The 22,909-nt window shown below is 35.7% G+C and carries 21 protein-coding genes and 2 pseudogenes; 5 read left to right on the plus strand and 18 right to left on the minus strand.

The window, feature by feature from the left end; all coding sequences use genetic code 11:
* Positions 1-206: 206 nt before the first annotated feature.
* Together ACQKMI_RS04575 and nhaC are read left to right on the plus strand one after the other, a co-directional pair.
* On the plus strand, positions 207-974 hold the full coding sequence (locus ACQKMI_RS04575) for a sulfite exporter TauE/SafE family protein (RefSeq protein WP_427487962.1): 768 nt from the start codon (positions 207-209) through the stop codon (positions 972-974).
* A 122-nt stretch (positions 975-1,096) separates the two neighbouring features.
* Positions 1,097-2,479 (plus strand): Na+/H+ antiporter NhaC, encoded by a 1,383-nt coding sequence (nhaC, locus tag ACQKMI_RS04580; RefSeq protein ID WP_427487511.1) that lies wholly within the window; start codon positions 1,097-1,099, stop codon positions 2,477-2,479.
* Between the two features lie 64 nt (positions 2,480-2,543).
* Here nhaC and ACQKMI_RS04585 read toward each other — a convergent pair.
* Positions 2,544-2,657: pseudogene (locus ACQKMI_RS04585) on the minus strand (IS3 family transposase); the annotation flags it as partial.
* Positions 2,658-2,660: 3 nt separating this feature from the next.
* Here ACQKMI_RS04585 and ACQKMI_RS04590 point away from each other — a divergent pair.
* A complete protein-coding gene (locus ACQKMI_RS04590) occupies positions 2,661-3,332 on the plus strand; it encodes a copper amine oxidase N-terminal domain-containing protein (protein WP_427487963.1) in 672 nt (223 codons plus the stop codon).
* Between the two features lie 701 nt (positions 3,333-4,033).
* On the opposite strand, the gene ACQKMI_RS04595 is transcribed toward ACQKMI_RS04590, so the two are convergent.
* The 4 genes and pseudogenes from ACQKMI_RS04595 to ACQKMI_RS04610 all read right to left on the minus strand — a co-directional run.
* Entirely contained in the window at positions 4,034-4,549 is a 516-nt protein-coding gene (locus ACQKMI_RS04595; protein ID WP_427487964.1) for a hypothetical protein, read from the minus strand.
* Between the two features lie 745 nt (positions 4,550-5,294).
* Positions 5,295-6,224: an LCP family protein gene (locus ACQKMI_RS04600; RefSeq protein ID WP_427487512.1), complete on the minus strand. Its 930-nt coding sequence runs from the start codon at positions 6,222-6,224 to the stop codon at positions 5,295-5,297.
* Between the two features lie 30 nt (positions 6,225-6,254).
* On the minus strand, positions 6,255-6,911 hold the full coding sequence (locus ACQKMI_RS04605; protein ID WP_427487513.1) for a helix-turn-helix domain-containing protein: 657 nt from the start codon (positions 6,909-6,911) through the stop codon (positions 6,255-6,257).
* A 168-nt stretch (positions 6,912-7,079) separates the two neighbouring features.
* Positions 7,080-7,322: pseudogene (locus ACQKMI_RS04610) on the minus strand (sporulation membrane protein YtaF); the annotation flags it as partial.
* A 516-nt stretch (positions 7,323-7,838) separates the two neighbouring features.
* On the opposite strand from ACQKMI_RS04610, the gene ACQKMI_RS04615 reads away from it, so the two are divergent.
* Entirely contained in the window at positions 7,839-9,293 is a 1,455-nt protein-coding gene (locus ACQKMI_RS04615) for a copper amine oxidase N-terminal domain-containing protein (RefSeq protein ID WP_427487514.1), read from the plus strand.
* Positions 9,294-9,435: 142 nt separating this feature from the next.
* Here ACQKMI_RS04615 and ACQKMI_RS04620 read toward each other — a convergent pair whose 3' ends face one another.
* Entirely contained in the window at positions 9,436-10,407 is a 972-nt protein-coding gene (locus ACQKMI_RS04620) for a sensor domain-containing diguanylate cyclase (protein WP_427487515.1), read from the minus strand.
* Positions 10,408-10,706: 299 nt separating this feature from the next.
* Here ACQKMI_RS04620 and ACQKMI_RS04625 point away from each other — a divergent pair, with 299 nt between their 5' ends.
* Positions 10,707-11,465, plus strand: a complete 759-nt coding sequence (locus ACQKMI_RS04625) for a class I SAM-dependent methyltransferase (protein WP_427487516.1) — start codon at positions 10,707-10,709, stop codon at positions 11,463-11,465.
* 92 nt (positions 11,466-11,557) lie between these two features.
* On the opposite strand, the gene ACQKMI_RS04630 is transcribed toward ACQKMI_RS04625, so the two are convergent.
* From ACQKMI_RS04630 to nagE, 12 genes are all read right to left on the minus strand, one after another.
* Complete coding sequence (locus ACQKMI_RS04630) at positions 11,558-11,971, minus strand: GNAT family N-acetyltransferase (RefSeq protein ID WP_427487965.1); 414 nt, start codon at positions 11,969-11,971, stop codon at positions 11,558-11,560.
* Between the two features lie 146 nt (positions 11,972-12,117).
* Entirely contained in the window at positions 12,118-12,723 is a 606-nt protein-coding gene (locus ACQKMI_RS04635; RefSeq protein WP_427487517.1) for a zf-HC2 domain-containing protein, read from the minus strand.
* The gene (locus tag ACQKMI_RS04640) at positions 12,713-13,228 is read right to left on the minus strand and encodes an RNA polymerase sigma factor (protein WP_427487518.1); all 516 of its coding nucleotides are present in this window, start codon (positions 13,226-13,228) and stop codon (positions 12,713-12,715) included. The genes ACQKMI_RS04635 and ACQKMI_RS04640 overlap by 11 nt, the downstream gene beginning before the upstream one ends.
* Positions 13,229-13,427: 199 nt before the next feature.
* Positions 13,428-13,751 carry a YnfA family protein gene (locus tag ACQKMI_RS04645; RefSeq protein ID WP_427487519.1) on the minus strand — a complete coding sequence of 108 codons (324 nt, stop codon included), beginning with the start codon at positions 13,749-13,751 and terminating at the stop codon, positions 13,428-13,430.
* A 256-nt stretch (positions 13,752-14,007) separates the two neighbouring features.
* On the minus strand, positions 14,008-14,913 hold the full coding sequence (locus ACQKMI_RS04650) for an aminoglycoside phosphotransferase family protein (RefSeq protein ID WP_427487520.1): 906 nt from the start codon (positions 14,911-14,913) through the stop codon (positions 14,008-14,010).
* Between the two features lie 108 nt (positions 14,914-15,021).
* Positions 15,022-15,591, minus strand: a complete 570-nt coding sequence (locus tag ACQKMI_RS04655; RefSeq protein WP_427487521.1) for a hypothetical protein — start codon at positions 15,589-15,591, stop codon at positions 15,022-15,024.
* Between the two features lie 156 nt (positions 15,592-15,747).
* Complete coding sequence (locus ACQKMI_RS04660) at positions 15,748-16,623, minus strand: LysR family transcriptional regulator (RefSeq protein WP_427487522.1); 876 nt, start codon at positions 16,621-16,623, stop codon at positions 15,748-15,750.
* 135 nt (positions 16,624-16,758) lie between these two features.
* The gene (gene ptsP, locus ACQKMI_RS04665) at positions 16,759-18,468 is read right to left on the minus strand and encodes a phosphoenolpyruvate--protein phosphotransferase (RefSeq protein ID WP_427487523.1); all 1,710 of its coding nucleotides are present in this window, start codon (positions 18,466-18,468) and stop codon (positions 16,759-16,761) included.
* A complete protein-coding gene (locus ACQKMI_RS04670; protein WP_323646327.1) occupies positions 18,465-18,731 on the minus strand; it encodes an HPr family phosphocarrier protein in 267 nt (88 codons plus the stop codon). Before ACQKMI_RS04670 ends, ptsP begins: the two co-directional genes overlap by 4 nt.
* Complete coding sequence (locus ACQKMI_RS04675; protein WP_427487524.1) at positions 18,728-19,432, minus strand: glucosamine-6-phosphate deaminase; 705 nt, start codon at positions 19,430-19,432, stop codon at positions 18,728-18,730. Before ACQKMI_RS04675 ends, ACQKMI_RS04670 begins: the two co-directional genes overlap by 4 nt.
* A 52-nt stretch (positions 19,433-19,484) precedes the next feature.
* Positions 19,485-20,630: an N-acetylglucosamine-6-phosphate deacetylase gene (gene nagA / locus ACQKMI_RS04680; RefSeq protein WP_427487525.1), complete on the minus strand. Its 1,146-nt coding sequence runs from the start codon at positions 20,628-20,630 to the stop codon at positions 19,485-19,487.
* Between the two features lie 213 nt (positions 20,631-20,843).
* A complete protein-coding gene (gene nagE, locus ACQKMI_RS04685; RefSeq protein WP_427487526.1) occupies positions 20,844-22,790 on the minus strand; it encodes an N-acetylglucosamine-specific PTS transporter subunit IIBC in 1,947 nt (648 codons plus the stop codon).
* Between the last annotated feature and the right edge of the window lie 119 nt (positions 22,791-22,909).

The raw sequence follows: 22,909 nt of genomic DNA on the forward strand, positions 1-22,909 counted from the left end.
GGCCAACGTGATGTTGGTCACTCAGTCGTTGCCACAGGACGTGGCGTTCCTAGACTGAGTTCCTCTATTTCAGCGGGTGTTTGGATACTCGCTGAAAGAAGTTAAAAAGAAAAGTTACATTGTCATTTATTACAATTCGCAGTACTGTTATAAGAAAAGTGTAACTTACACAATATGCGTTAAAGAAGGTTGTGAGTATCATTCATATGGACATCGATTTACTATCACTTGTCATACTTTTAGTACTGGGCTTTATCGCATCCTTTTTAAATGCGATTGTCGGTGGCGGAGGATTAATTTCATTGCCTGCGCTTATGGCGGTTGGTTTACCGCCAAGTACAGCGATTGCCACAAACAAACTCGCAAATACAATTAGCAACGGGACTAGCATGTTAACTTTTTTACGAGCTGGCAAGGTCGATGTAAAAAAGAATCGAAAAATAATACCTTTTATTTTTATTGGTTCGTTCATTGGTGCCTATACTGTGCATCTTGTATCACCAGCTATTTTAAAGCCCCTAATGCTTGTTATGCTCGTCCTTGTTACCACTTATACGGTTTTTAAGAAAGATTGGGGACAGCAACCTGAAGAACGGAAATTAAGTACTAGGAAGAAAATCATCTTTGTTGGCGCTTTTGCAGCTGTTGGCTTTTACGATGGTTTCTTCGGACCTGGCACTGGTTCTTTTTTTATTTTCATTTTATTAATGACGGGCAATGATTTCTTGCAGGCCGCTGGTAATGCTAAAGCCTTCAATTTCACATCGAACTTAGCTGCACTGGCTATGTTTTTACTATTAGGAAAAGTTAATTTTTTATATGGCCTACCGATGGGCTTCGTCATGATTTTCGGTGCCATAATGGGTTCAAAATTTGCGTTGAAACGTGGGACAAAAATGATGCGTATTATTTTTATCATCATGACTTGTACATTAATTGTCAAAAATGCATGGGATTATTTTAGTATCCATTAAGGAAAATACTATCTATTTAATTGACAATATTTATCAATCGATTGACAAAATTTATTAGCGTGCTATAATACTTTTGGGCTTCACCGCATTGAAGCGGAGAAGTAACTGTTAGGAGGATTAGCATGTTTCGAATTGAAGCAAAGAGTAACCCTCGATTTATCGAGGCTAGCTTTATTATAATTTTAATTATTGCCATGATGGCATTCAGTATTGGGTATTTAAAGGCGACACCCCATATACCTATTTTTCTTGTCATTTCACTTTTAATTGCCTATGGATTACTAAAGAAAGTTCCATTCCGTGAGCTTGAAGCTGGTATGATTGCTGGTGCAAGTGCTGGACTTGGGGCAGTTTTTATTTTCTTCTTTATCGGTATTTTAATTTCGAGTTGGATTATGGGTGGTACAATTCCAACACTGATCTACTATGGCTTTTTAACAGTTTCACCAAGCTTTTTCTTTGCCATCGTATTTTTGATTTGTAGTATAGTTGGTGTTTCAGTTGGTAGTTCTTTAACTACTGTAGCAACAGTGGGCGTTGCCTTTATGGGAATCGCCGGTGCAATGGACATTTCTTTAGCTATAACGGCTGGTGCAATTGTTTCTGGAGCTTTCTTTGGAGATAAAATGTCTCCCCTTTCGGATACAACAAATCTTGCATCTGGTACAGTAGGTGTAGATCTTTTCGAGCATATTAAAAATATGGGTTGGACAACGATTCCAGCTTTCGTCATCTCATTCGTCCTTTATGCAATCATATCGCCAACAGGTGGAAATACTTCATTTGATACAGTTGAGCAATTTAAAGAGGGATTACTGTCAACTGGACTTATTCATTGGTATACATTATTGCCGATTGTTGTTCTTGTTATTATGACTTTTTATAAAGCACCTGCACTTATCACACTCGCAGTCGTCTCAATTATTGGCGTTGGACTTGCCTACATACAAGAACCGATTGCCCTATCCAATGTCTTTAAAATCCTTTTTGAAGGCTATGTATCTAGTACGGGTAATAAAGGTGTAGATGCTTTACTGTCTCGCGGTGGTATGAACAGTATGCTATTTACAATTGCCTTAGTCTTATTAGCATTAACAATGGGCGGTCTTCTATTTACGCTCGGCATTATTCAAAGTATTTTAGCGAAGGTGGAGAGCTTATTTAAAAGTGCTGGCTCTGTTATTACAGGTGCAGCCATTACAGGGATTGGTGTAAACACATTAATTGGTGAGCAATATTTATCCATCCTACTAACTGGTGAAGCATTTAAAGCACAATTTGAGAAGGTAGGACTTGCACCTAAAAATTTATCCCGTGTTATGGAGGATGCTGGTACTGTAGTCAATCCTCTAGTTCCTTGGAGTGTTTGCGGTATTTTTATTGCTAGTGTACTAGATATACCAACAACATCTTACCTACCATTTACCTTCTTCTGTCTACTCGGACCAATTTTGACAATCATCTTTGGTTGGAGCGGAAAAACATTAACAAAGCTTGAAAAATAAGATTGGTAGCTGATGAATTTGAACTGCTCCCTGTCAAGTAGACAGTGGAAATAATAAAAATGCGTTAAGCGGCTTGTGCCCTGAATTCTAAAGGGCTCAAGCCGTTTAAATGTTTCTGATAACGATCATGATTATAAAAATCAATATAGTCATCAATCGCTTGTTTTAACGCCTCATATGAATCGTACTTGGCGTAACGTTAGTACCACTGCAAGGCGTATTTGAAACATTAGATGCAACAGTGAACTGGAATGCGAAAGATAAAACGATTACAACGAAAAATAGCACGAAAACGGTTTGGCTAATGGTCGGGTCAAAAAAAGCAAAAATTAACGGCAACCCATTAGCTGTGTCAGTAGCACCGATTATAAAATCAGGGATAACATTAGTGCCATTACGCTTTATTAGTGAAGCATTAGGGGCGACAGTTTCTTGGGATCAAGATTCACATGATGTATCAATTTATCCAGAAGGATCTTCGCAAGGAGAGCGCTCACATTGGTTAGGCTATTACTATAATTCAGGCTTTACAGGATCAGGTGTAGAAACATCACTTCGTATTGATAAAGTGACACCGACAAAAATTACTTTTACATCTGTTAATGGCTATCGCTATGACCCTACAAATGGAAATTTATTTGGCTACCAAATGCCATGGCATTATAACTATACAACACGTGACGCACAGCTAATTTCTGATGATGTGGCATCATATGAGTTAAATGGCTTCTCAATTGATTTAGTTAAATATTATGATGAAATCCATGTTGAAAATATGTACGGCTCTTGCAATCATTTAGGCCTTGCCGAATATGAAGGCGAATATACGGAATATCGAAAGGTAGAAAAGTAAAGTTAAGCACTTATAAAAAGCTACCGGAGGCATCCTAACATTAAATTTAGGAATGCCTCCTTCTATTATGTTTTTATACCAATCAATAAAATTCTTCTTTTTTAAGTGTTTATCATTTAAACAAACTCTCTCTGTATCTTAATTTAAATCCACAAACGTAGGCGTAAAAAACTTACCCTTCTATATGAAGTTACTTAGTTAAATTTCAAGCTAACCTTACAAAAAAATGAAATAAGTCATAAAGAACATTAATAATTAATGTTCTTTATGACTTATTTAAAAAAACCGCACTTACTTATGATACGGTTCATCGTAACGTATCTAAATGAGGTTTTCGATCAAATGTACTCATACATTATTCTGGCCCTAAGCATGTCAGCTATTCGCTATTAGTCGCTGCTTTACTATCATCTAAAAAGAGAGATAGAACTGCATTTACGTTTCCTATAGGTAAAAACTATAGAATATTCATTCTATGAAAAAGGAGAATAAATATTTACTACCCATTCTTTCAATGGTTAACTTTACTGCCGAGTCTAAAAAACTAGAAATATGATATGGCCCAGATGTTATCCTTCTGATTAAATAAAAAACTGATTCTTAACTATCTATAAGCTATGGGATCAATTCTCTTTAAGTTTACGTAGATAATTATATTTTAATCCTTTTTAACTTTTCCAATGAATTGTTACTTTGAATTGTTACTTTTCCTCTTGATCACCATTCTCACCCTCATTTATTGCACGACCGCCTCCACCAACCGCATGCTGCTGCTTCGTATTAGAACTTCCTATGGCTGAATTAGTTCCTCCCGTACTATCTAAACCGCTTCCGCTTGCTACCTGAGTAGCTGAGGACTGTTTTTGACCATTATCTATCTGATTATTGATGATGATAACAATTTCTTCGTCACCATCCGAGTCTAAATGCTGTTCGTGAGGTTCAGTCTGCTCCCCCTCCATACCGCTGTTTCTAGCTACCCCTTGTGCTCCCACACTTTGCTGTTGATCGGTATTCGAGGAATCTATTGCAGCATTACTACCAGCTGCACTATTTCTTCCTGCCCCACTTGCAATTTGCGTGGTATTAGGTGCACTAGTGAACTGATTATTTATAACAATTACAAGCTTTAACTTATCCGATACAGGAGAATCAGTCCTAATTTCTTCTCCATCTTTTTTTACAATAATCCTTACTTTTTCATTTTTACTTTCCACACCGCTTTGTAATTCCTTGGAATTAGACTCATCATTACTATCTTTATGACCTCGTTGATTTGACATTATACCACCATCTTTTCAATTTAGAATAATATATCTTATTCGAAGAAGAAATTTAGATATAGTCAAATACATTAATTTTACTATAGTATTATTTGGACAATATCTTTGTGTATAGCATTCTACAAAAATCTTCCCATGGCGAGGTGTATGTCTAACCTCATTATCTAATAAATTGTTCACGTATCGCTCCAATAAGTCCGAATCATCAATGACATTTTGACGGAATTCTTTGGTTTAAATCAATTTTTTAGAACCTTGCTATCCAGAGGAACTTCTATCCTCTGCTTTATCACTATTCTGTTCTCATAAGGAGTTCATTCTTTTTATACGGCCAAACAACAAAAAAACACTTATTCCACTATTTGGGGAGGTGCTGTACTATTTTTCTAAAAAACCTCACTTACTTATGATACGGTTCATCGAAATTAATGTTAAATTGACGTTTTCCCTTTCTATATGATCAAAACATGATTGAAGGACGGTTATTGAATTTGCTTGAACAAAAAATGAAAGAATTTTAGATATGTAGCATTAGTGATTTTTGTCCAAAAAAAAGATAGAAATGATGTAGGAACTAATAAAATAACAAAAGAGTATGTTTTGAAAAAGTTGTTCAAAACATACTCTAATTTTAATGTGTATTTCCTGCTAACTACTTAATTCGTTTGAAGAAACGGCGTCATTTTTCACTGTCCTTCGATGATAAAAACTCCTCTAATGCCTGTTTGTTCTTATCTAAGTTAATATCTAAAACATCTCCTACATTCGTACGTTTATCTTCATAAGAGTCTGCAACAGGAATTCGTAAAGTGTCCATACTAGATTTTCCATTCACAATCCCTTTTCCAATAGTAAGGATTGTTTTATTATCAACATTTGTATCAAAGTATGAATCTGCAACACCAAGTAATTTTGGCAAATTCATTAAGCTTGAAACACCGATTTGTTCTTTCACCTTCGTTAAAACCTCTTGTTGGCGTTCCACTCGTCCAAAATCACTTAAACGATCGTGGCGGAATCGTACATAGCCTAATAAGCCGTCACCATGTAAAGTTTGTTTTCCAGGATGTAAGGTCATACCAATTCCATAGGACATTTCATAAGGAATATCAACTTCAATCCCATCCGGTGCTAAAAGATCTATAATTTTAGGGAATCCTTTAAAATCCACGAGAGCATAGTAATTAACATCAATATCAAAATTTTGCTTAATTGTTTTCCTTACAAGTTCAGGACCTCCAAAAGCAAAAGCAGAATTTATTTTATTCATTCCGTGCCCTGGGATGTCAACATACGTATCTCGCATGATAGAAATAAGTTTTACATCATTCGTCGTTTGATCATAGTGTGCAATCATTAACGTATCTGATCTACCATCCTCGTCTCTAGCGTCACTTCCCATTAATAGCACATTAATTTGACCAAATTGCACATCCGCACCTTCAAATGGGTCATACGCCTTTTCGTTATCTTTAATATGACTATCGTCTGCCATAGCCAATCCGCTGTTGTATTGGTAAACCCCATAAATAATCCCTGTTACGATTACTAATGCGAATGCTAAGAAGAAATTCCTTAGCCATTTACGGCTCTTTTTGCTTCTTTTCATAAATAAATCCACCTATCACTTAAGTCTAAGTTATTTTTTTAGTAATGCCTTTGTAGTAAGTTGCACAGCTATTGCATCGTCTAAATAACCAATCGGAAATAAATAATCCGGTATAACATCTACAGGGATTATAAAATATAATAATGTACTTCCAATTATAGTTAGTTCAAAAATTGTGCCCCTCCCCAATGTGAATTTCTCGTATAACTCTTTTAATTTGCTTATAAACGGACCTATGCTTCCTACACTCTTAATTTTTTCATCAAAATCCTTAAGTATCGAATTTTTACCTTCTTCTGTTTGCGCATAGAGTCCATAGCTTTCTAATTTCTGTTCAACATTTGCCACCGAAAAATCATCATCGTACACATTTGAAGACTTAAGAAAAGCTTGTATTGAGTCAACAGACGTATGGATATCTGAATCTGGTTCTGCTTCTGGCTCTTCTTGTCTTTGTTCAATTGGGTATCCTGCTGCTTCAAAAAGATTGATTAACGGAACACCAAGGCAGTCAGCAAAATTTTCTAAATGTTGTGGTGTCGCCTTTCTTTTTCCATTTATTATCCGTGAGATCGTAGCTGTGTCGACTCCAGTGAGTTCACTAAACTTCCGCATAGATAATGAACGTTCTTTCAACAACTCCCTCAGCAATAAACCAAGAGTACTACTGTTTCTCTGTTCAGCCATTTTCGATTCTCCCTTCTTACAATGACTAACATGACTTCACGCAGCCGTCTAATATGAATATATCATTCTCAAAAAGTGTATTATTACGTTGACATTTTGTCAACACTTTAGATCAATTATGCCTTTGCATAATTGCGTACGGATCCCTCCCGATTCCGCTGAAAGAAGTTAAAAGAATGCTGCAAAAGCGATTACTAATAAAATGACTCCACTAATAATTGTTCCAAATTGCCCTAAAGTAAATGAACCGATTCGAACATCTGCTACTTTACTTCCTACCTTAACCCCTATCCAAACAGTAATAAAACTACCAATTGCAGCAGTTATCGAGATGACAAGCGGTGAAAGACCAAGTAATCCTGCACCTACCCCATTCGTAAGTGCATTCGCCGATAAGGCAATGCCAAGAAAAGCAACAAGACCTTGGTAACACAATACAACGCACTAAATAATATATCTAAAACTTTGAAAAATATTGGCTTATCACCATTACATGAGGGTGATATTTTTTTGTTTAGCTTGGAAGGCTCACCCTCCAAAGCAAACAAATTTACACACGCCAAAAAGACCTAACGAAATATACATTCTTTCGCAAGGTCGGTTTGGATATAACCATTATTATCTGCACCTTAATCCACCATATATTTAGGGTAAAAAGTCGCTGGTTGTCCATCTATAATAAACTGCCGCATAAAATGTACTATCCTACTACATTATTCATTAACATTCATCAATAATTTATTAAAAATTAAAATTTATACTATTTTTTTATAAAGGGAAATTTAATTTTCATTAGCTACTTGGCATTTTTCACTTTAAGACATGCCTTTCAAAACTAGGATAATATATCCTTTTATTGATTTAATAGTTATTTATCTGTATGTTTTTTGTATAATAATACAATATAATTTTAAAGGAGTGGCATTATTGAAAAAACATATTTTAAGTTTATTTCTTGTGATGTTTGCTATGATTGGATTTGCTTCAACAAGTCATGCATCAAGTACGGTTAATTTAGAATCTGGCAACACACATTCAAACGCCCTAACATCTTCAAATGAATCACAGTGGTATCAAATTAATACTAAGCAAGATAATAGTGATCTTAATATTTATTTAGAAAATACAACTGCGCCAATCAGATTCTCTCTATATGATAGTAATAAAAATTTAATTGCTTGGAATGTCTCATCTTCTTTCCAAACTTTAAAAGCTGGTACATACTATATTGAAGTTAATGCTTACGATTGGGGTAATAGCTATTCTAGCGGTTCTTATGAAATTAAAGCGACGTATAGTAGTGGAAATGTAACTCATGATTCGACTACATTTGAACCTAATGATACGCGTGAAAATGCTTTCCCTATTCAGTCAGGAAAAAAGATTTCTTCTTTAATTTCAAATAATAATGATGTTGATTTTTACAAATTTACTACGACTGTAGACAATGGTGATGTTTATATTTATTTAGCAAATACATCTGCACCAATCAAATTTAACCTATATGATAGTAATAAAAATTTAATTGCTAGCAGTAACTCATCTCTTTTCAAACCTTTAAAAGCTGGTACTTATTATATTGAAGTTTATGATTTCTATTGGGATAATCACTACTCTTCTGGTAAGTATGATTTAATTGCGACTTATTCTACAAATTCTAAAGAGCACAATCCATCAACATTTGAACCTAATGATACGCTTGAAAATGCTTTCCCTATCAAATCAAATGCTCCAATCAAATCTCAAATGTCAAATAGCAATGATATTGATTTTTATTCAATTACGTTAAATAAAGAAGGAAATGTTAACATCTCGTTATCCAATACTTCAGCGCCAGCACGTTTTAAAATTTATGATGCAAATAAAAAATTGTTGGATTCTAGCTCACAGTCTTATTCAAAATATTTAGCAGCCGGCACATACTATATCGAAGTTTACGCTGACTATTGGGGTGATCAATACACTTCTGGTACGTATACTTTAACTGCTGGTTATCCAAATGCAACAACAAAAAGCAACGAGATTTTATTATATTTAAATAGTAAAACAGCCTATATTAATGGTAAAAGTAAAACACTTGCTGTTGCACCTTTCACTAAACAAGAAACAACCTTAGTTCCTTTACGCTTTGTAAGTGAAGAGCTTGGTGCAAAAGTTAACTGGAATTCTAAAAATAATGAGATTACAGTACAGTTAAACGGTTCAAAAATCGTATTAAATACTGATAGCTATTATGTAACTGTTAATGGCAATTCTAAGAGACTTCAAGTAAAACCTGAAGTCATTAATGGCACGACATTTGTTCCACTCCGCTTTGTAAGTGAAGAACTTGGTAAAAGTGTACTATGGAACGCTAAAAACAAGAGCATTTTAATTAAATAATTACAATAAAAATCTCTAGTAAACAAGGTGCTTACTTTGTTTACTAGAGATTTTCTATTGTTGTCAAATTTAATCTAGATGGTTCTTTTAATAAACCGCGTTTTTTTATGATACGGTTCTCCGTAATGCATTTAAGTGCGGTTTACTGCGTCAAAATAAAAGGCTCAACCTTTTCGTTTAATAATTTTCTTTTCTTCTTATTTTCATACATCTTCTCATCTGCTTGGCTAAACAACTGCTCCATAACGCCGTAAGAGGAGTTGCTATATTCATATCCGATAGAAATTTTAATCGATGAGAACGGCAAATCTTTATAGTCTTTTTGCATTTTCATCTCAACGTTTTTTAAATATCGCTCGACTTGTAAAACGCTTTTATTTGGAATAAGAATAGAGAATTCATCACCACCGATTCTTGCTATAAGCATGTCATTATCTGCATAAGCTTCCAAACAAGCCGCTGTTTCACAAACTAATTTATCCCCCATTTGATGTCCGTATTTGTCATTAACCCATTTCAGCTCATCTAAATCTGCTAGGACTACTGTAATCGGGTCGTTGCGTTCGTTAAAATGAGCCATCTTTGCTTGAAAATATTCACGATTATACAAATTTGTTAAGGCATCATGCGTAGATTTGTACTCTAATTGCTGTTGTAATACGATTTTATCATTAATATTTCTAAATAAACCTTGTACAGCTACAAACTTGCCATCTTTATAAACAGGTGTAGCATATTCTTCAGACCAAATATATTCCCCTAGATGATTTTTTAAGCGTACTGTAATAGGCTGGTTAAAATTAAGTGTCCCTAATGTTTTCTTTACTAAGATCTCATAATCATCTGGATGGACGATTTCAAAAACTTTATCAGGATCCTGTACATGGTCCCTTAATGCATTTGGACCAAGGAGATTATTGACAGTAGGACTTAAATATAGATATTTCAACTTAGGATACGTCTCACAGTAATATAAAATATCACGTATATTTTCAACCGATTCCACCAGTGGTTCTAATAACTCTACTTTTTGTTGTAGTTTAGATTTTTGATAATGTAGGCGTAAACATATTAGTAAAAGTCCTATTATTATGCCCCCCAAAAAAATCCACATAAAAAAACCCGCCCTCATTTAAATTGTGCAATTAAACTTTGTTATTTAATTTTCTCGAAATAACAATCGCATCCACTTTCCGAATTTTGCAATATAAAGTAAATTATACCTCCAATTCACCTATAACAAAAGACTTATATATTATTTTTGTATAATGCTTCCATTTAACGAAATAAAAAAATGAATTAATTGAGAGATGACATTCTCCCTATATTCCAATTTAGAATCAAAACTAATCATTTTAAGCATTTCTGTTCAATTAAACTCTCTGTTATGCTCAACCAAAGGAGATGAGGGAAATGACAACAAAATGGAATGCCAATTTATATGATAAAAAACATGACTTTGTTTCAAAATTTGGAGGAAGCTTAGTGGATTTGCTTGCCCCACAAAAAAATGAAGACATTTTAGATGTCGGCTGTGGTACAGGTGATTTAGCCCATGAAATTGCAGCTCTTGGTGCCAATGTTCTTGGGGTAGATTCCTCCCACGACATGATTACCACTGCACAGCAAAAATACCCAAACATTACGTTTCATATAATGGATGCAACAGCACTTCACCTAACAAATCAATTCGATGCAGCCTTTTCAAATGCTGCATTACATTGGATGAAACAGCCGGATGAAGTCATTAAAAATATTTACACTTCACTTAAACAAGGTGGCCGTTTCGTCGCTGAAATGGGTGGACATGGTAATATCGCTTCTATTGTTTGGGCGCTTCAAAAAAGTATGGAAGAATATAAACTACCCTATATAGAGGAAAATTTCCCGTGGTATTTTCCAACTGTAGAAGAATACCAGTCGAAGTTGGAAGGTGCAGGTTTTACAGTTGAAATGATTTCACTATATGAACGACCAACACCGCTTCAGGGCGAGGATGGGCTACGGAATTGGCTAGTGATGTTCAGTACTAATATGCTCCAGCATTTATCAGAAACTGAAAAAGAACAGATTTATGCAAAATGCGAACAATTATTAAAGCCAACGTTTTATCAGGAGCATCGATGGGTTGCTGATTATTGCAGATTACGCTTTGTATCTGTAAAAAAATAATAATCATTTCACACATAAAATCGCAGAAAGCATTGACGAATAATTAAGCACGAAAAAACGCTTGGAAAATATCCAAGCGTTTTTCTATCTATTTATTTGTTTGAAACTCCTGACTGCATTTCGTAATTTCTAACGAGCATACCGTTTGATTTGATCATGCCAAACTCCTCATAATAAGGAACTAAGTCATCGTCACAACACAAATCAACCATATAAATATCATCAAGTTCCTGTAACATTTGTTTGACTAATTCCTTGCCAATACCTTTGTTTTTATACTCTGACAAAACTTCAAGAAACGGAATGAAGGCAGATAGAACTCCGTCGCTAATCGCTGTAATAAATCCAACTACATGGTTCGTATGATCGTCTAAAGCAATAACTACTTTACTACTGTTTTTTAGCAACTTTAAGTGAGTTTGAGGATTTGGAGGATTCGGCCAATCCACAAAAAAGCCAGTCAACATATCATCGGAAATTCCATCAAGAGAATTTTTGTATATCATCATATATCAGCTCCTAAATTATTTTGAAAGTTTTTAGGTAGATGATAGATATCAAAAGTAAAGTAGCAAAATTGCGACCTCCAAACTTTTTGGCATTACTTATAAATATTCGATTCATATTCTAAAAACCCTCTAATATGTTATTTTTAAACTACATTAATGAAAAATCGGCCTTTTTTTGCTTTTATCTCGAGGTAATAGTTTACGTTCTTCTTTAATCCCTCCAATTTCTTGCTTTTCCCGGGCGATATGTGAAATTCATCTACTATAACATGACCATTTGCATCTTTAATTCTTAGAAGTACTTCACTATTATTATTTGCATGATTAACGATTTCTTTGTTCCAAAAGATACTATCGAACTTTATATAATCCTTATCGTCAAAATATAATGTATTCCACTCTTCTTTATCATCTGTTAAATTGACAGTAGCAGTACTCATTGGAAAAAAGATTTGACGTACAGCTCCTACTTCTTGAACGACTAGAGAGCCTATAATTGTGATAATAAAAGTAATCAAAATGGAAATAAACACTTGAATACGACGCTTTTTATTAATTCTTTTAAAAGGCGCCTTTGCTACCATGACTTCTTCTGCCAGAATAGTATTTGTTGGCTGCTCCATCACTTCTAGGTACAATCGGCACTCTTCACAATGATGGATATGTTCCTCGACAACTCTAGAAGTATCTTCACTACAAATACCATCAATATAAGAGGGGAATAAATCTTTTATTATATTACAGTTCATCCTGATCACCTCGGACCCTTTCTACCAATTTTAATTTGGCTCGATAATAGGTTACCCTTGCCCAGTTCTCGCTTTTATCGAATATCTCTCCAATTTCCTTAAAACTAAGATGGACGGAAGTTCTAAGCAAAAATATTTCACGATACGGTTCTTTTAAAAGATGAATTTCTCTATGTAATAAAATAAATGTATTACGTTTTACAAGCTCCACTTCTGGTGATGCCGCATTAGATGGAACATCCAACCCCATTTCCATCATTTGTTCTACACTACTAAGACTATAACGTTTTGCCTTTTTTAAATGGTTATAGTATGTATGCTTTGCAATTTGGCATAACCAAACAGACATCTTACATTCACCGTTGTATCGGTCAATTGACTTCACAGCTTGATAAAATGTTTCTTGCGTCAATTCCTCAGCTAAATCGACATTCGTTGTTAAACAAATAAGAAACCGTTTTACTTCATCTGCATAAGATTTGTAAATTTCACTTAAATCCTCCACTTTCCTCCCCCCTCTCTCTAGACTTCTAACGGTGGACACTTATATATAGCTATTAAAGATGATTCGTTACAAAAATTTTTATTTTTTTCAGCAGGTGTTTAGACACACATTAAAATAAAAAATAAAAAATCCTTCACAATGATGATTTTACTCAAATTGTGAAGGCTCATAAAAATAGTAGAAGGTCCCATTCTCCCCATCATGAACGAGGTAATAAAATCACCATTACACCAATCAAACAAATACCTGCTCCAACCCAATCCAAAATGTCTGGTTTTTCTCCGTCTATTCCCCAGCCCCACAAAATAGAAAGGACAATAAAGACACCTCCGTAGGCTGCGTAGACTCTTCCAAAGGTTGGGAAGGATTGAAAAGTAGCGACAACTCCATATAAAGCCAACGCAATCCCACCTAAAATGCCCCAGTAAAATGGTTTACCTTCTCTTAACCAAAGCCAAATTAAATAGCCGCCTCCAATTTCGCCAATACCTGCGAGGATAAATAATAATGTTGCACCAATCATTTTTTTCACTCTTTCTATATATATTTAAAAGAAAATTTGCTTTATCTGCTTTATTATACATAAAAGCACATTCCCATTAACGAAATCAAAAAAATTCGCTTATCTCCTGTGCAACCAAAAACAAAAGCAAGAGGTTGTTTATTTTAACGGGAGAAATGCGAAATATTGTAAGTAGATTTCACTTATTGTTTTTTACTACAATCCCCTTTCTTTTGCAGTCTTTGAAGGAGAATTGTTCATTATAGTTGTCTTTGAATTATTTATACCAACATGGTTTTACATTAGTAAAATACTGATGATCCTCTAGGAAAATATGAATTCTATTTACCATATTATCCATATCTTCTGGTATTGTTTTTAATGTCCAAACAACTGTTGAAAATACACACATGGCTAAATAAAGACTATATAAAGTCCAAAATTCATTACTTGGTTCTTCACCATTAAAATAACCTTTTATTTGACCAATGGAAAAAGGTACGCTTATATTTCGTGTGAAAATACCGATTTTCACAAATTCATGAATCGGATCACCCCAATCATATCTCCCAAAATCAATAATTCCTTTGAATTTCCCTTTTTGTGCAATTAAATTACTGGGATGATAGTCATCATGTTGAAATAGATTGGGTCGATTCTCCATCAACGACATATGATTGTCTATAAATTGTAGGATTTTTTCATCCCGATCAATTTTTATTGGGCATGCTAGATATGTCTTTACATAGTGTCTATGCTTTATACTTTTCCGTTCATACCATGATTCTATATGTTTTGGTGCTTGTAACTTATGTAGGTTCAAGAGCTCTTGCCCTGCCTCAAACCCTAATTGATATTGTTCTTCTTCTGTTAATACTAACAATTCATCTTCAACATCATTTCCATCCATATACGTGGTTACCATATAACCGTGACCTTGCATCTTTCCAATCTCAATCGCTTTTATTGTTTTAGTTGTATAAGTCTCGATTGTTTTTAATAGTGCGAATTCCTTTTCTTTAACTTCAAATTGACCAATTGGGAACACTCGTATCATATATTTTTTATCGTTATTTTTAAGAGAAATGCAATACTTTTCATCTGAAGAAAACCCCTTATTCATTCTCTTCAACTCTCGATAGTCTTTAAGTAAAGGTATTTCATCCAACAATTGTTCAATCATATATTTCCTCCGCTACTTATTCTAAGCCCCTCGTGGTGCTATTTATTCTTATATTTGTTATGGCGCTATAATAAGGAAACTTACGATAGGAGCCTATAATAATAGCAGTCACTTTTCATTTTCATAATACATATATAAAGTCCCAGAAATATCAGAAACGTAAGCAGTTTTAGATTCAACAATTTTTCTCGTATTTAGTAAATAAGCATGAACTTCATCAAAATATTTTTGACTCTTTCCGCTAGAAGTTGTTTTGAAAATTAGCAAAGCGTTATCAACTTTGCACATAGTTTTTGCTTGTGAAAGCAATTCCTCAATTCTTTCATGATTTCGAACATTCATTATCCCAATAATATTAGATGGAGTATACTCACGTTCACAAAAAAGCTTGTCCAAAGTTTCTTCATCTTTTTTGAAATAGTTTTCACGTTCTAGGTGTAATACAAAGTCATGCCAATACTCGCCATCATAATTATCCCACCATGTTAAGTCCATTGGTCTATTCGTAGCGTTACAAGTGTCTTCTGTGTATGGAAAAAACCCCAACATTGAACCTAACCTTGAAAAATGCCCGATTTCAGTCATAGTAAATGAGTGCTTTCCATGATGTATTGTTAGATTAAAAGTATGATAGTTTCTAACATATCCATCAAACAATTTCATTAAATCCAATTTCATGACAATAACCGCCTTTCAATTATAAACCCCAACCGCATGTCAATAATTCTCTTTCTAAAGGTAATCTTTACGATTATCCTTACTAGGTTAGGGAGGTGTTTTAAAATAAAAACAAAGCCCAAATGTTTTTAATCCAACATTTTCAAGCATTATTTATTAGTATTCTAGTGATATCTTCCCTTCGTAGACGGAATGACAAACTGCTAAAAACGCCTCTATATCCGCTGTTACATATTTCGATAAAAAATAGGTATTCGAAACAATATGGGAACATTCCTTTAACGAATAACTATGAAGCAATTGCTGGTGAGATTCTGCCTCTATTACACTTTTTGGTAAAAAGGCAATCCCTAATCCTTGCTTGACAAAGTTTTTTATTACTTCTGTTTGATTAATATTCATTATTTTATAGCCTGGAAATTGTTGTAGTACTTGTTGTATGTCTTGCCAATAAGGTGCATATTCATGTGTTAATATTGTTTCCTGCTGTAAAAGAGTCCGTGCATCTGTCGCCTTTTTGGATATCGGAGCAATCAATTGAAGCGGTTCCTGTGCGAGAAGGATCGTGTTAATGTCACGTGTCGATGTTAATTTTGATAAACCGATATCTATTTTGCCTGCATGTACACCTTCCCCGATTTCATTGGACTTTAACAATTCGATCGTTAGTTGAATGGAAGGGTTTTGCTGCTGAAATGCATGAATGATGACTGGCAATGTAGAATTGGCGATTTGTGGTGCAACACCAATTGTTAACTGGGACGTGAAACCATTCAAAAAGGAAACTGTATTTTGTAAACTTTCATCAATCGTTGCCATTATTTTCTTTGCGTGTGGAAGGAAGTGAGCACCGATATGATTTAATTTCACTTGCTTCCCCTGTCTTTCAAAAAGTGTTGTTTGTAGTTCTTTTTCTAAATGCTGAATATGCTTCGATATTGTTGATTGTGTCATAAAACGTTGTTCTGCCGTCTCACGAAAATTCTCTGTTTTCGCAGCAACTATAAAAGTTCGTAACCATTCTGTTTCCATAAATCGGCCTCTTTAGTTTTTCATTCATTATATCGAAATCTATTTTCAACTTACATCCTTTTCTAACAAAATATTCACAAAGATTATTCATATAAAAAAGTAGTTGAAGATCTCCATCTTCAACTACTTTTTCAATTAATGAATAGCTTGCTTCACTCTATCTAATATTTCATCAGATGTCGTTAATTGTAATGCTTCTGTTGCTAATGCTCGCATATCCGCAACGGATAAATGTTTAATTAAGGAACGCGTTTTTAAAATGGATGTTGCACTCATAGAAAATTCATCTAGACCTAAACCAAGTAATAGCGGTACAGCATATTCATCCCCTGCCATTTCACCACACATACCAGCCCATTTCTGTTCTTTGTGAGCCGCATCAATGACCATTTTAATCAAACGTAAAATCGCAGGATTATAAGGTTGATATAAATAAGATACTTTTTCATTCATACGATCCGCTGCCATCGTATATTGGATTAAATCATTTGTACCAATCGAGAAGAAGTCCACTTCTTTCGCAAAAACATCTGCCATCACTGCTGTTGATGGAATTTCGACCATAATACCAATCTCAATCTCACTTACCGCTACGCCTTGTGCAAGTAGGTTTTCCTTTTCTTCTAAAAGAATCGCTTTCGCGTCACGGAATTCTTGCAAAGTCGCGATCATAGGGAACATAATTTTTAAGTTACCGTAATTGGATGCTCGTAGTAATGCACGCAATTGTGTGCGGAAAATGTCTTGATACTCTAAACATAGACGAATCGCACGATGGCCTAGGAACGGATTCATTTCTTCTTGGAGTGGTAAATATGGTAAATGTTTATCTCCACCAATATCGAGTGTTCGAATGACAACCGCTTTACCGTCCATTCCTTCTAAGACCATTTTATATGCGGTAAATTGTTCTTCCTCAGATGGTAAGTTGTCTCGTCCCATATATAAAAATTCAGTACGATATAAACCGATTCCTTCACCACCGTGACGTAGAACACCCTCTAAATCACTTGGTGACCCAATGTTTGCGGCTAACTCAACTTGAACGCCATCTTTGGATATCGTTTTTTCGTTTCGTAATGTTGCCCATTCTGCTTGTTGTGCAGTAAAGTCTTCCGCTTTTTTTCTATAGGTTGCAACCACATCTTCTGTTGGGTTCACAAGTACATCCCCTGTTAAACCATCTACGATTAATAAATCACCATCTTGAATGGCCTCAGTTGCTGTACCTGTCCCTACAACGGCTGGAATTTCTAGTGAACGTGCCATAATGGCAGAGTGTGATGTACGACCACCAATATCTGTTGTAAAGCCCAGTACAAAGTTACGGTCCAATTGTGCTGTCTCAGAAGGAGTTAAATCAGTTGCTACAACAATCACCTGTTCATTAATATTGCTTGGATTTGGAATATGTACACCGAGCAGATGCGCTAAAACGCGGTTTGACACGTCTTTAATATCTGCAGCACGCTCACTCATATATTCGTTATCCATACCTTCAAATAATGATACAAACATCGTTGAAACTTCATTCAATGCATATTCAGCATTCACAGCTTCTTCAGCAATTTTTTGTTTGATCGGTCCAATTAATTCTGGATCTTTTACGACAAGTAGATGTGCACCGAAAATAGCTGCTTCTTCTGCCCCTAACTTTTCGTGCGTTAGCTGTTGAATAGCGGCTAACTCTTCTGCTGTTTTTTCAAGCGCGGCCATTAAGCGTTGCTGCTCTGCATCAATATCCTGAATAGTTGTTTTCGCAAACGATAAATCCGGTTGTACTAAACAATAAGCTTTTGCAATGGCAATGCCGTCAGATGCGGCAATACCTTTGAGTTGGATCATTGTGCTAGCCCCGTTTCTGAAATTAATTTTGTTAATGCAGTAAACGCTTGTTCTTCATCCTCCCCCTCTACGTGTAATGTAAATATTGAACCTTGTTTTAGGGCTAATCCCATAACACCTAAAATAGATTTTAAATTGGCCGTTCTTTGTTCTGTCTGTAACTCGATAGAAGAAGCAAATGGTGTAGCTGCTGCTACTAATTGGCTAGCTGGACGTGCGTGAATACCTAGTGGGTCTACTACTGTAAATTGTTTTGTTTTCATTGTTCATTCTCCTCTTTTTGTAAATCTGTTAATATAATGACATTAGGATGTTTTGTTAATGCACTTGCCGGGACATCTTCTGTATATTCAGACGCAAGCACGCGTTCTACTACATCACGTTTTGCTTCTCCAACAGCGATTAACAAAATGCACTTAGCGCGCATGATCGATTGAATCCCCATCGTAAATGCTTCGGTTGGAACGTCATCAATTGAATCAAAGAAACGTGCATTCGCTTGACGTGTTGATTCTTCAAGCGTTACAAGATGTGTTAACGAATCAAATGATGTGCCTGGTTCATTAAAACCGATATGTCCGTTTTGTCCGATCCCAAGCAATTGAAAATCTAATGGATGCTGCTGTAATAATGATTCATAGCTTGCCGTTTCCTCTGTAGGATTATTAGCTAAACCATTCGGTAAATAAGATTCTTTAAATGGTTTGTTGCGGAATAAATGTTTGTACATATAATATGCGTAACTTTGGTCATGTTTAGCACTTAGTCCAACGTATTCATCTAGATTAAAGCTAATACAATTCGTGAAATCGATATCAGTCTCACAAATTTTACTGTATAACGGTTCCATTGTACCACCTGTAGCTAGACCGAACGTTGTTGCACCCTCATTTTTAGTATTCACGATAATGTCTACTGCACGAGCGTATAAATCCTCTTTTGAAGCAAAACGTTCCAATCTCAATTTCCTATTCCCCCTAATTTACTTTTTATCCTAACAACTAGTATACGAAATCTTAGGCTTCGTAGATTACCTCGCCAGCCTTAATTGTTTGTTGCAACATTAAGTGTTCATCCAGAATCACAACATCTGCATCAAATCCTTGTTCGATTTGTCCTTTGTTCGTCAGTTTTAGTTGTTTTGCTGCATTGTAGCTCGACATTTTAACAAGTTCTTCTAACGTGCAGTTCGTGATGAGTTGCATATTCCGTACAGCTTGGTCCATTTTTAATACACTTCCAGCAAGGGCTCCATTTGATAAATGTGCTCCACTTTCGGAGACGTGAACCATTTGACCACCTAAGTCATAATCTCCATATGGCATCCATTTTGCTCGCATTGCATCGGTAATTAAAATAATACCATCTGCTCCTTTTAAACGATATGCCATATTCACGGCGTCCTTGTGCATATGAATAAAATCAACAATGATTTCTGCCTTAAGTTCCTCTAATAATAATACGCCACCAACAACACCTGGATCTCGATGATGGAATGGGCGCATTTGGTTGTATAAATGCGTGCCTTGTGTCGCACCATGACGAACCGCTTCTTTCATTTGTTCAAATGTTGCATCAGAATGACCAATTGATACGACCACACCGCTTTCTGCAATTGCTTGAACTACCTCAAATCCATTTGGTTCTTCTGGCGCCATTGTAATTTCTTTAATTTTATTGGCGCTTATATGTTGCCACTTTTTAAAAACAGCGAAATCAGGTGGTACAACATGTTCAAGCGGCTGTGCACCTACACGCTTTTTCGATATAAAAGGACCTTCTACATGAATACCTAGAAGTTCTGCCTCATCTGGATTTGAAGTAAACTGCGCAATATTTTCAATGGCACGTTCAATATTTTCATAGCTTTGTGTCATCGTCGTTGCTAAAAAGCCTGTTGTGCCTTCTTTTGCAAGTGATTTCGCCATCGTATGAAGACCTTCATTTGATGCATCCATCGTGTCCATTTGAGCAGAGCCATGAATATGCATATCGATATAACCAGGGAATAAAAATTTCCCTGAACCATCTAATAGTTGCGCATGATTTACGTTAATTCGCTGCGCAATCAGTGCAATTTTCCCATCCTTCATGAAAACATCGACACATTCTTTACGTCCGGTTGCATTGACAACTGTGATGTTACGGATTAATAAATTCATTAAAAACATCTCCTGGGATTGATAGAAGATACTGTCCTAAAAAATAGTATGTTTGAAGCGATCCTATCAATGCTAATATTTTGATATAGCGGTAATATCCGCGTAAATTCCTGTGGGATAAACATATGCTTTCCCACAGAAAGTAAAGCGGATTTACGATTAGAGCATGTTCATTTTGTTAGATGGACCTTTTTAGACAGCATCCCTTATTTGTTACTTCTTCGTCGAAATAATGTTATGAGAACCTGCTCGTTGGAAACCAGTTTTTTCAAGTGTAATTTCTTGCCCCATTAAACTTGTGAAAACAACTGGTGTGACGATAGACGGTACTTTGTCTTTAATACCCTCAAAATCAACTTTTAATAATGTATCGCCACGTTGAATTAATTGCCCTTCTGTCACCATTGCTTCAAAACCTTCACCATTTAAAGTGACCGTATCTAAACCGACATGAATTAATATTTCTACACCCGTTTCAGATTTTAAGCCGATCGCATGCTTCGTTGGGAAAAGCATTACTACTTGACCATCAAATGGCGCATGAACTGTACCATCCTTTGGATGAATACCAAAACCTGGCCCCATTATACCTGACGAGAACACTTCATCTGGCACGTCAGATAACGGTATTAAATCTCCTGTAATCGGCATTTCAAAATCATTGGAAGGATTTATTCCTTCTGCTGCTGTTGCTTCTTCAACAGGCGCTTCTTTTTGTACATCTACATTTGAAGGCGCTGGATTCCCCTTTTTCAGGCGATCTTTCATGGCTTCTGCCAAAAACTCTACAGAAGTACCGATAACCACTTGTACATTCGTCTTACTGATACGCATAACACCACGTGCGCCCGTTTGTTTTAATGTTTTTTCATCCACCTGATTCGCATCACCTACAGTCATACGAAGACGTGTTGTACAGTAATCAACTTGCTTAATATTTTCTTGTCCACCCAATGCTTCGATTGTATGGAAAGCACGTACATCTAAATCATCCGATACAGCTGAAGCAACATCTGCACCTTCTTCATCATCGTCTTCACGACCAGGTGTTTTTAAATCTAATTTCTTGATTAAGAAATAGAAAACGACAAAGTAAATAGCCCCGAAACCTAAGCCCAAAGGAAGTAATAGCCATGGATTATCTGCTAAACCAAAGTTTAAAAGGTAGTCAATTAAACCTGCGGAAAAAGCGAAACCATCACGGAATCCAATAGTATAGGCAACGGCAAGCGAAATACCTGTTAAGATTGCATGGATCCCATAAAGTACTGGCGATAAGAACATAAATGTAAACTCAATAGGCTCTGTTACACCTGTTAAAAATGCTGTCAACGCGATGGATACGAACATACCACCGACTACTGCACGATTTTTCTTTTTCGCTGCAAAGTACATCGCAAGACACGCTGCTGGTAATCCAAACATCATAATTGGGAAGAAACCTGCTTGGAAATGTCCTGCTGATGGGTCTCCTGCTAAAAATCGATGAATATCTCCTTTGACAAGTTCGCCTGCAGCATTTGTAAATTCACCAAAGTCAAACCAGATGATTGTATTAATAACATGATGTAGACCGACTGGAATTAATAGACGATTTAAGAAGCCATATAACCCAACACCAAGTGATCCAGCGCCGATTAACCAGTTCCCTACTGAATCAATACCACCTTGAACTGGTCCCCATACAACAGCTAAAATACCACCTAAAATCGCCATCGTGATGGACGTTATAATTGGCACAAAACGCCGCCCTCCGAAGAATGACAGCCATTCTGGGAATTTTACATTATAGAATTTGTTATATAGCAAGCCTGCTGTAATACCTGCAATAATACCACCGAATACCCCCATATTCAGTTCTTCATTTACAGATCCTAGTACCGCGACTAACACTAAATGTGCAATGGCGCCCGCTAATGCTGCACCACCACTATTATCGTGTGCTAGGCCCATCGCGATACCGATCGCAAATATAATAGGTAAATTACCCAAAATCGCATCACCAGATGCTGCCATAATACTTGCAATATGCTTAATAACGTCATTTGACACTGCACCAAGCATGTCGTCAGAGCCTAAGCGTAACAATATTGCGGCTGCTGGTAATGTAGCGATTGGAAACATTAACGACTTACCGATTTTTTGTAAGAAAGCTAACATCATTTATCCCCCTTTGGTATAGTTGTCTAGACCACTTAATAGAAAAAAAAGCGTTTTCATTAAGTTGCTTTCAATTATATTACCACTCGTACAAAAAATAAACATTATTTTTGAAATGA

Origin of the sequence: Lysinibacillus sp. NPDC097214 (genome assembly GCF_050277945.1) — a bacterium.
Classification (GTDB): Bacteria; Bacillota; Bacilli; order Bacillales_A; family Planococcaceae; genus Lysinibacillus; species Lysinibacillus xylanilyticus_B.

What these genes read in the sequence shown, in the direction of transcription:
- ACQKMI_RS04575 (WP_427487962.1), top strand. Translation starts at nt 207, where the DNA reads ATGGACATCGATTTACTATCACTTGTCATACTTTTAGTACTGGGCTTT.
- nhaC (WP_427487511.1), top strand. Translation starts at nt 1,097, where the DNA reads ATGTTTCGAATTGAAGCAAAGAGTAACCCTCGATTTATCGAGGCTAGC.
- ACQKMI_RS04600 (WP_427487512.1), bottom strand. Translation starts at nt 6,224, where the DNA reads ATGAAAAGAAGCAAAAAGAGCCGTAAATGGCTAAGGAATTTCTTCTTA.
- ACQKMI_RS04605 (WP_427487513.1), bottom strand. Translation starts at nt 6,911, where the DNA reads ATGGCTGAACAGAGAAACAGTAGTACTCTTGGTTTATTGCTGAGGGAG.
- ACQKMI_RS04620 (WP_427487515.1), bottom strand. Translation starts at nt 10,407, where the DNA reads ATGTGGATTTTTTTGGGGGGCATAATAATAGGACTTTTACTAATATGT.
- ACQKMI_RS04625 (WP_427487516.1), top strand. Translation starts at nt 10,707, where the DNA reads ATGACAACAAAATGGAATGCCAATTTATATGATAAAAAACATGACTTT.
- ACQKMI_RS04630 (WP_427487965.1), bottom strand. Translation starts at nt 11,971, where the DNA reads ATGATATACAAAAATTCTCTTGATGGAATTTCCGATGATATGTTGACT.
- ACQKMI_RS04635 (WP_427487517.1), bottom strand. Translation starts at nt 12,723, where the DNA reads ATGAACTGTAATATAATAAAAGATTTATTCCCCTCTTATATTGATGGT.
- ACQKMI_RS04645 (WP_427487519.1), bottom strand. Translation starts at nt 13,751, where the DNA reads ATGATTGGTGCAACATTATTATTTATCCTCGCAGGTATTGGCGAAATT.
- ACQKMI_RS04650 (WP_427487520.1), bottom strand. Translation starts at nt 14,913, where the DNA reads ATGATTGAACAATTGTTGGATGAAATACCTTTACTTAAAGACTATCGA.
- ACQKMI_RS04655 (WP_427487521.1), bottom strand. Translation starts at nt 15,591, where the DNA reads ATGAAATTGGATTTAATGAAATTGTTTGATGGATATGTTAGAAACTAT.
- ACQKMI_RS04660 (WP_427487522.1), bottom strand. Translation starts at nt 16,623, where the DNA reads ATGGAAACAGAATGGTTACGAACTTTTATAGTTGCTGCGAAAACAGAG.
- ptsP (WP_427487523.1), bottom strand. Translation starts at nt 18,468, where the DNA reads ATGATCCAACTCAAAGGTATTGCCGCATCTGACGGCATTGCCATTGCA.
- ACQKMI_RS04670 (WP_323646327.1), bottom strand. Translation starts at nt 18,731, where the DNA reads ATGAAAACAAAACAATTTACAGTAGTAGACCCACTAGGTATTCACGCA.
- nagA (WP_427487525.1), bottom strand. Translation starts at nt 20,630, where the DNA reads ATGAATTTATTAATCCGTAACATCACAGTTGTCAATGCAACCGGACGT.
- nagE (WP_427487526.1), bottom strand. Translation starts at nt 22,790, where the DNA reads ATGTTAGCTTTCTTACAAAAAATCGGTAAGTCGTTAATGTTTCCAATC.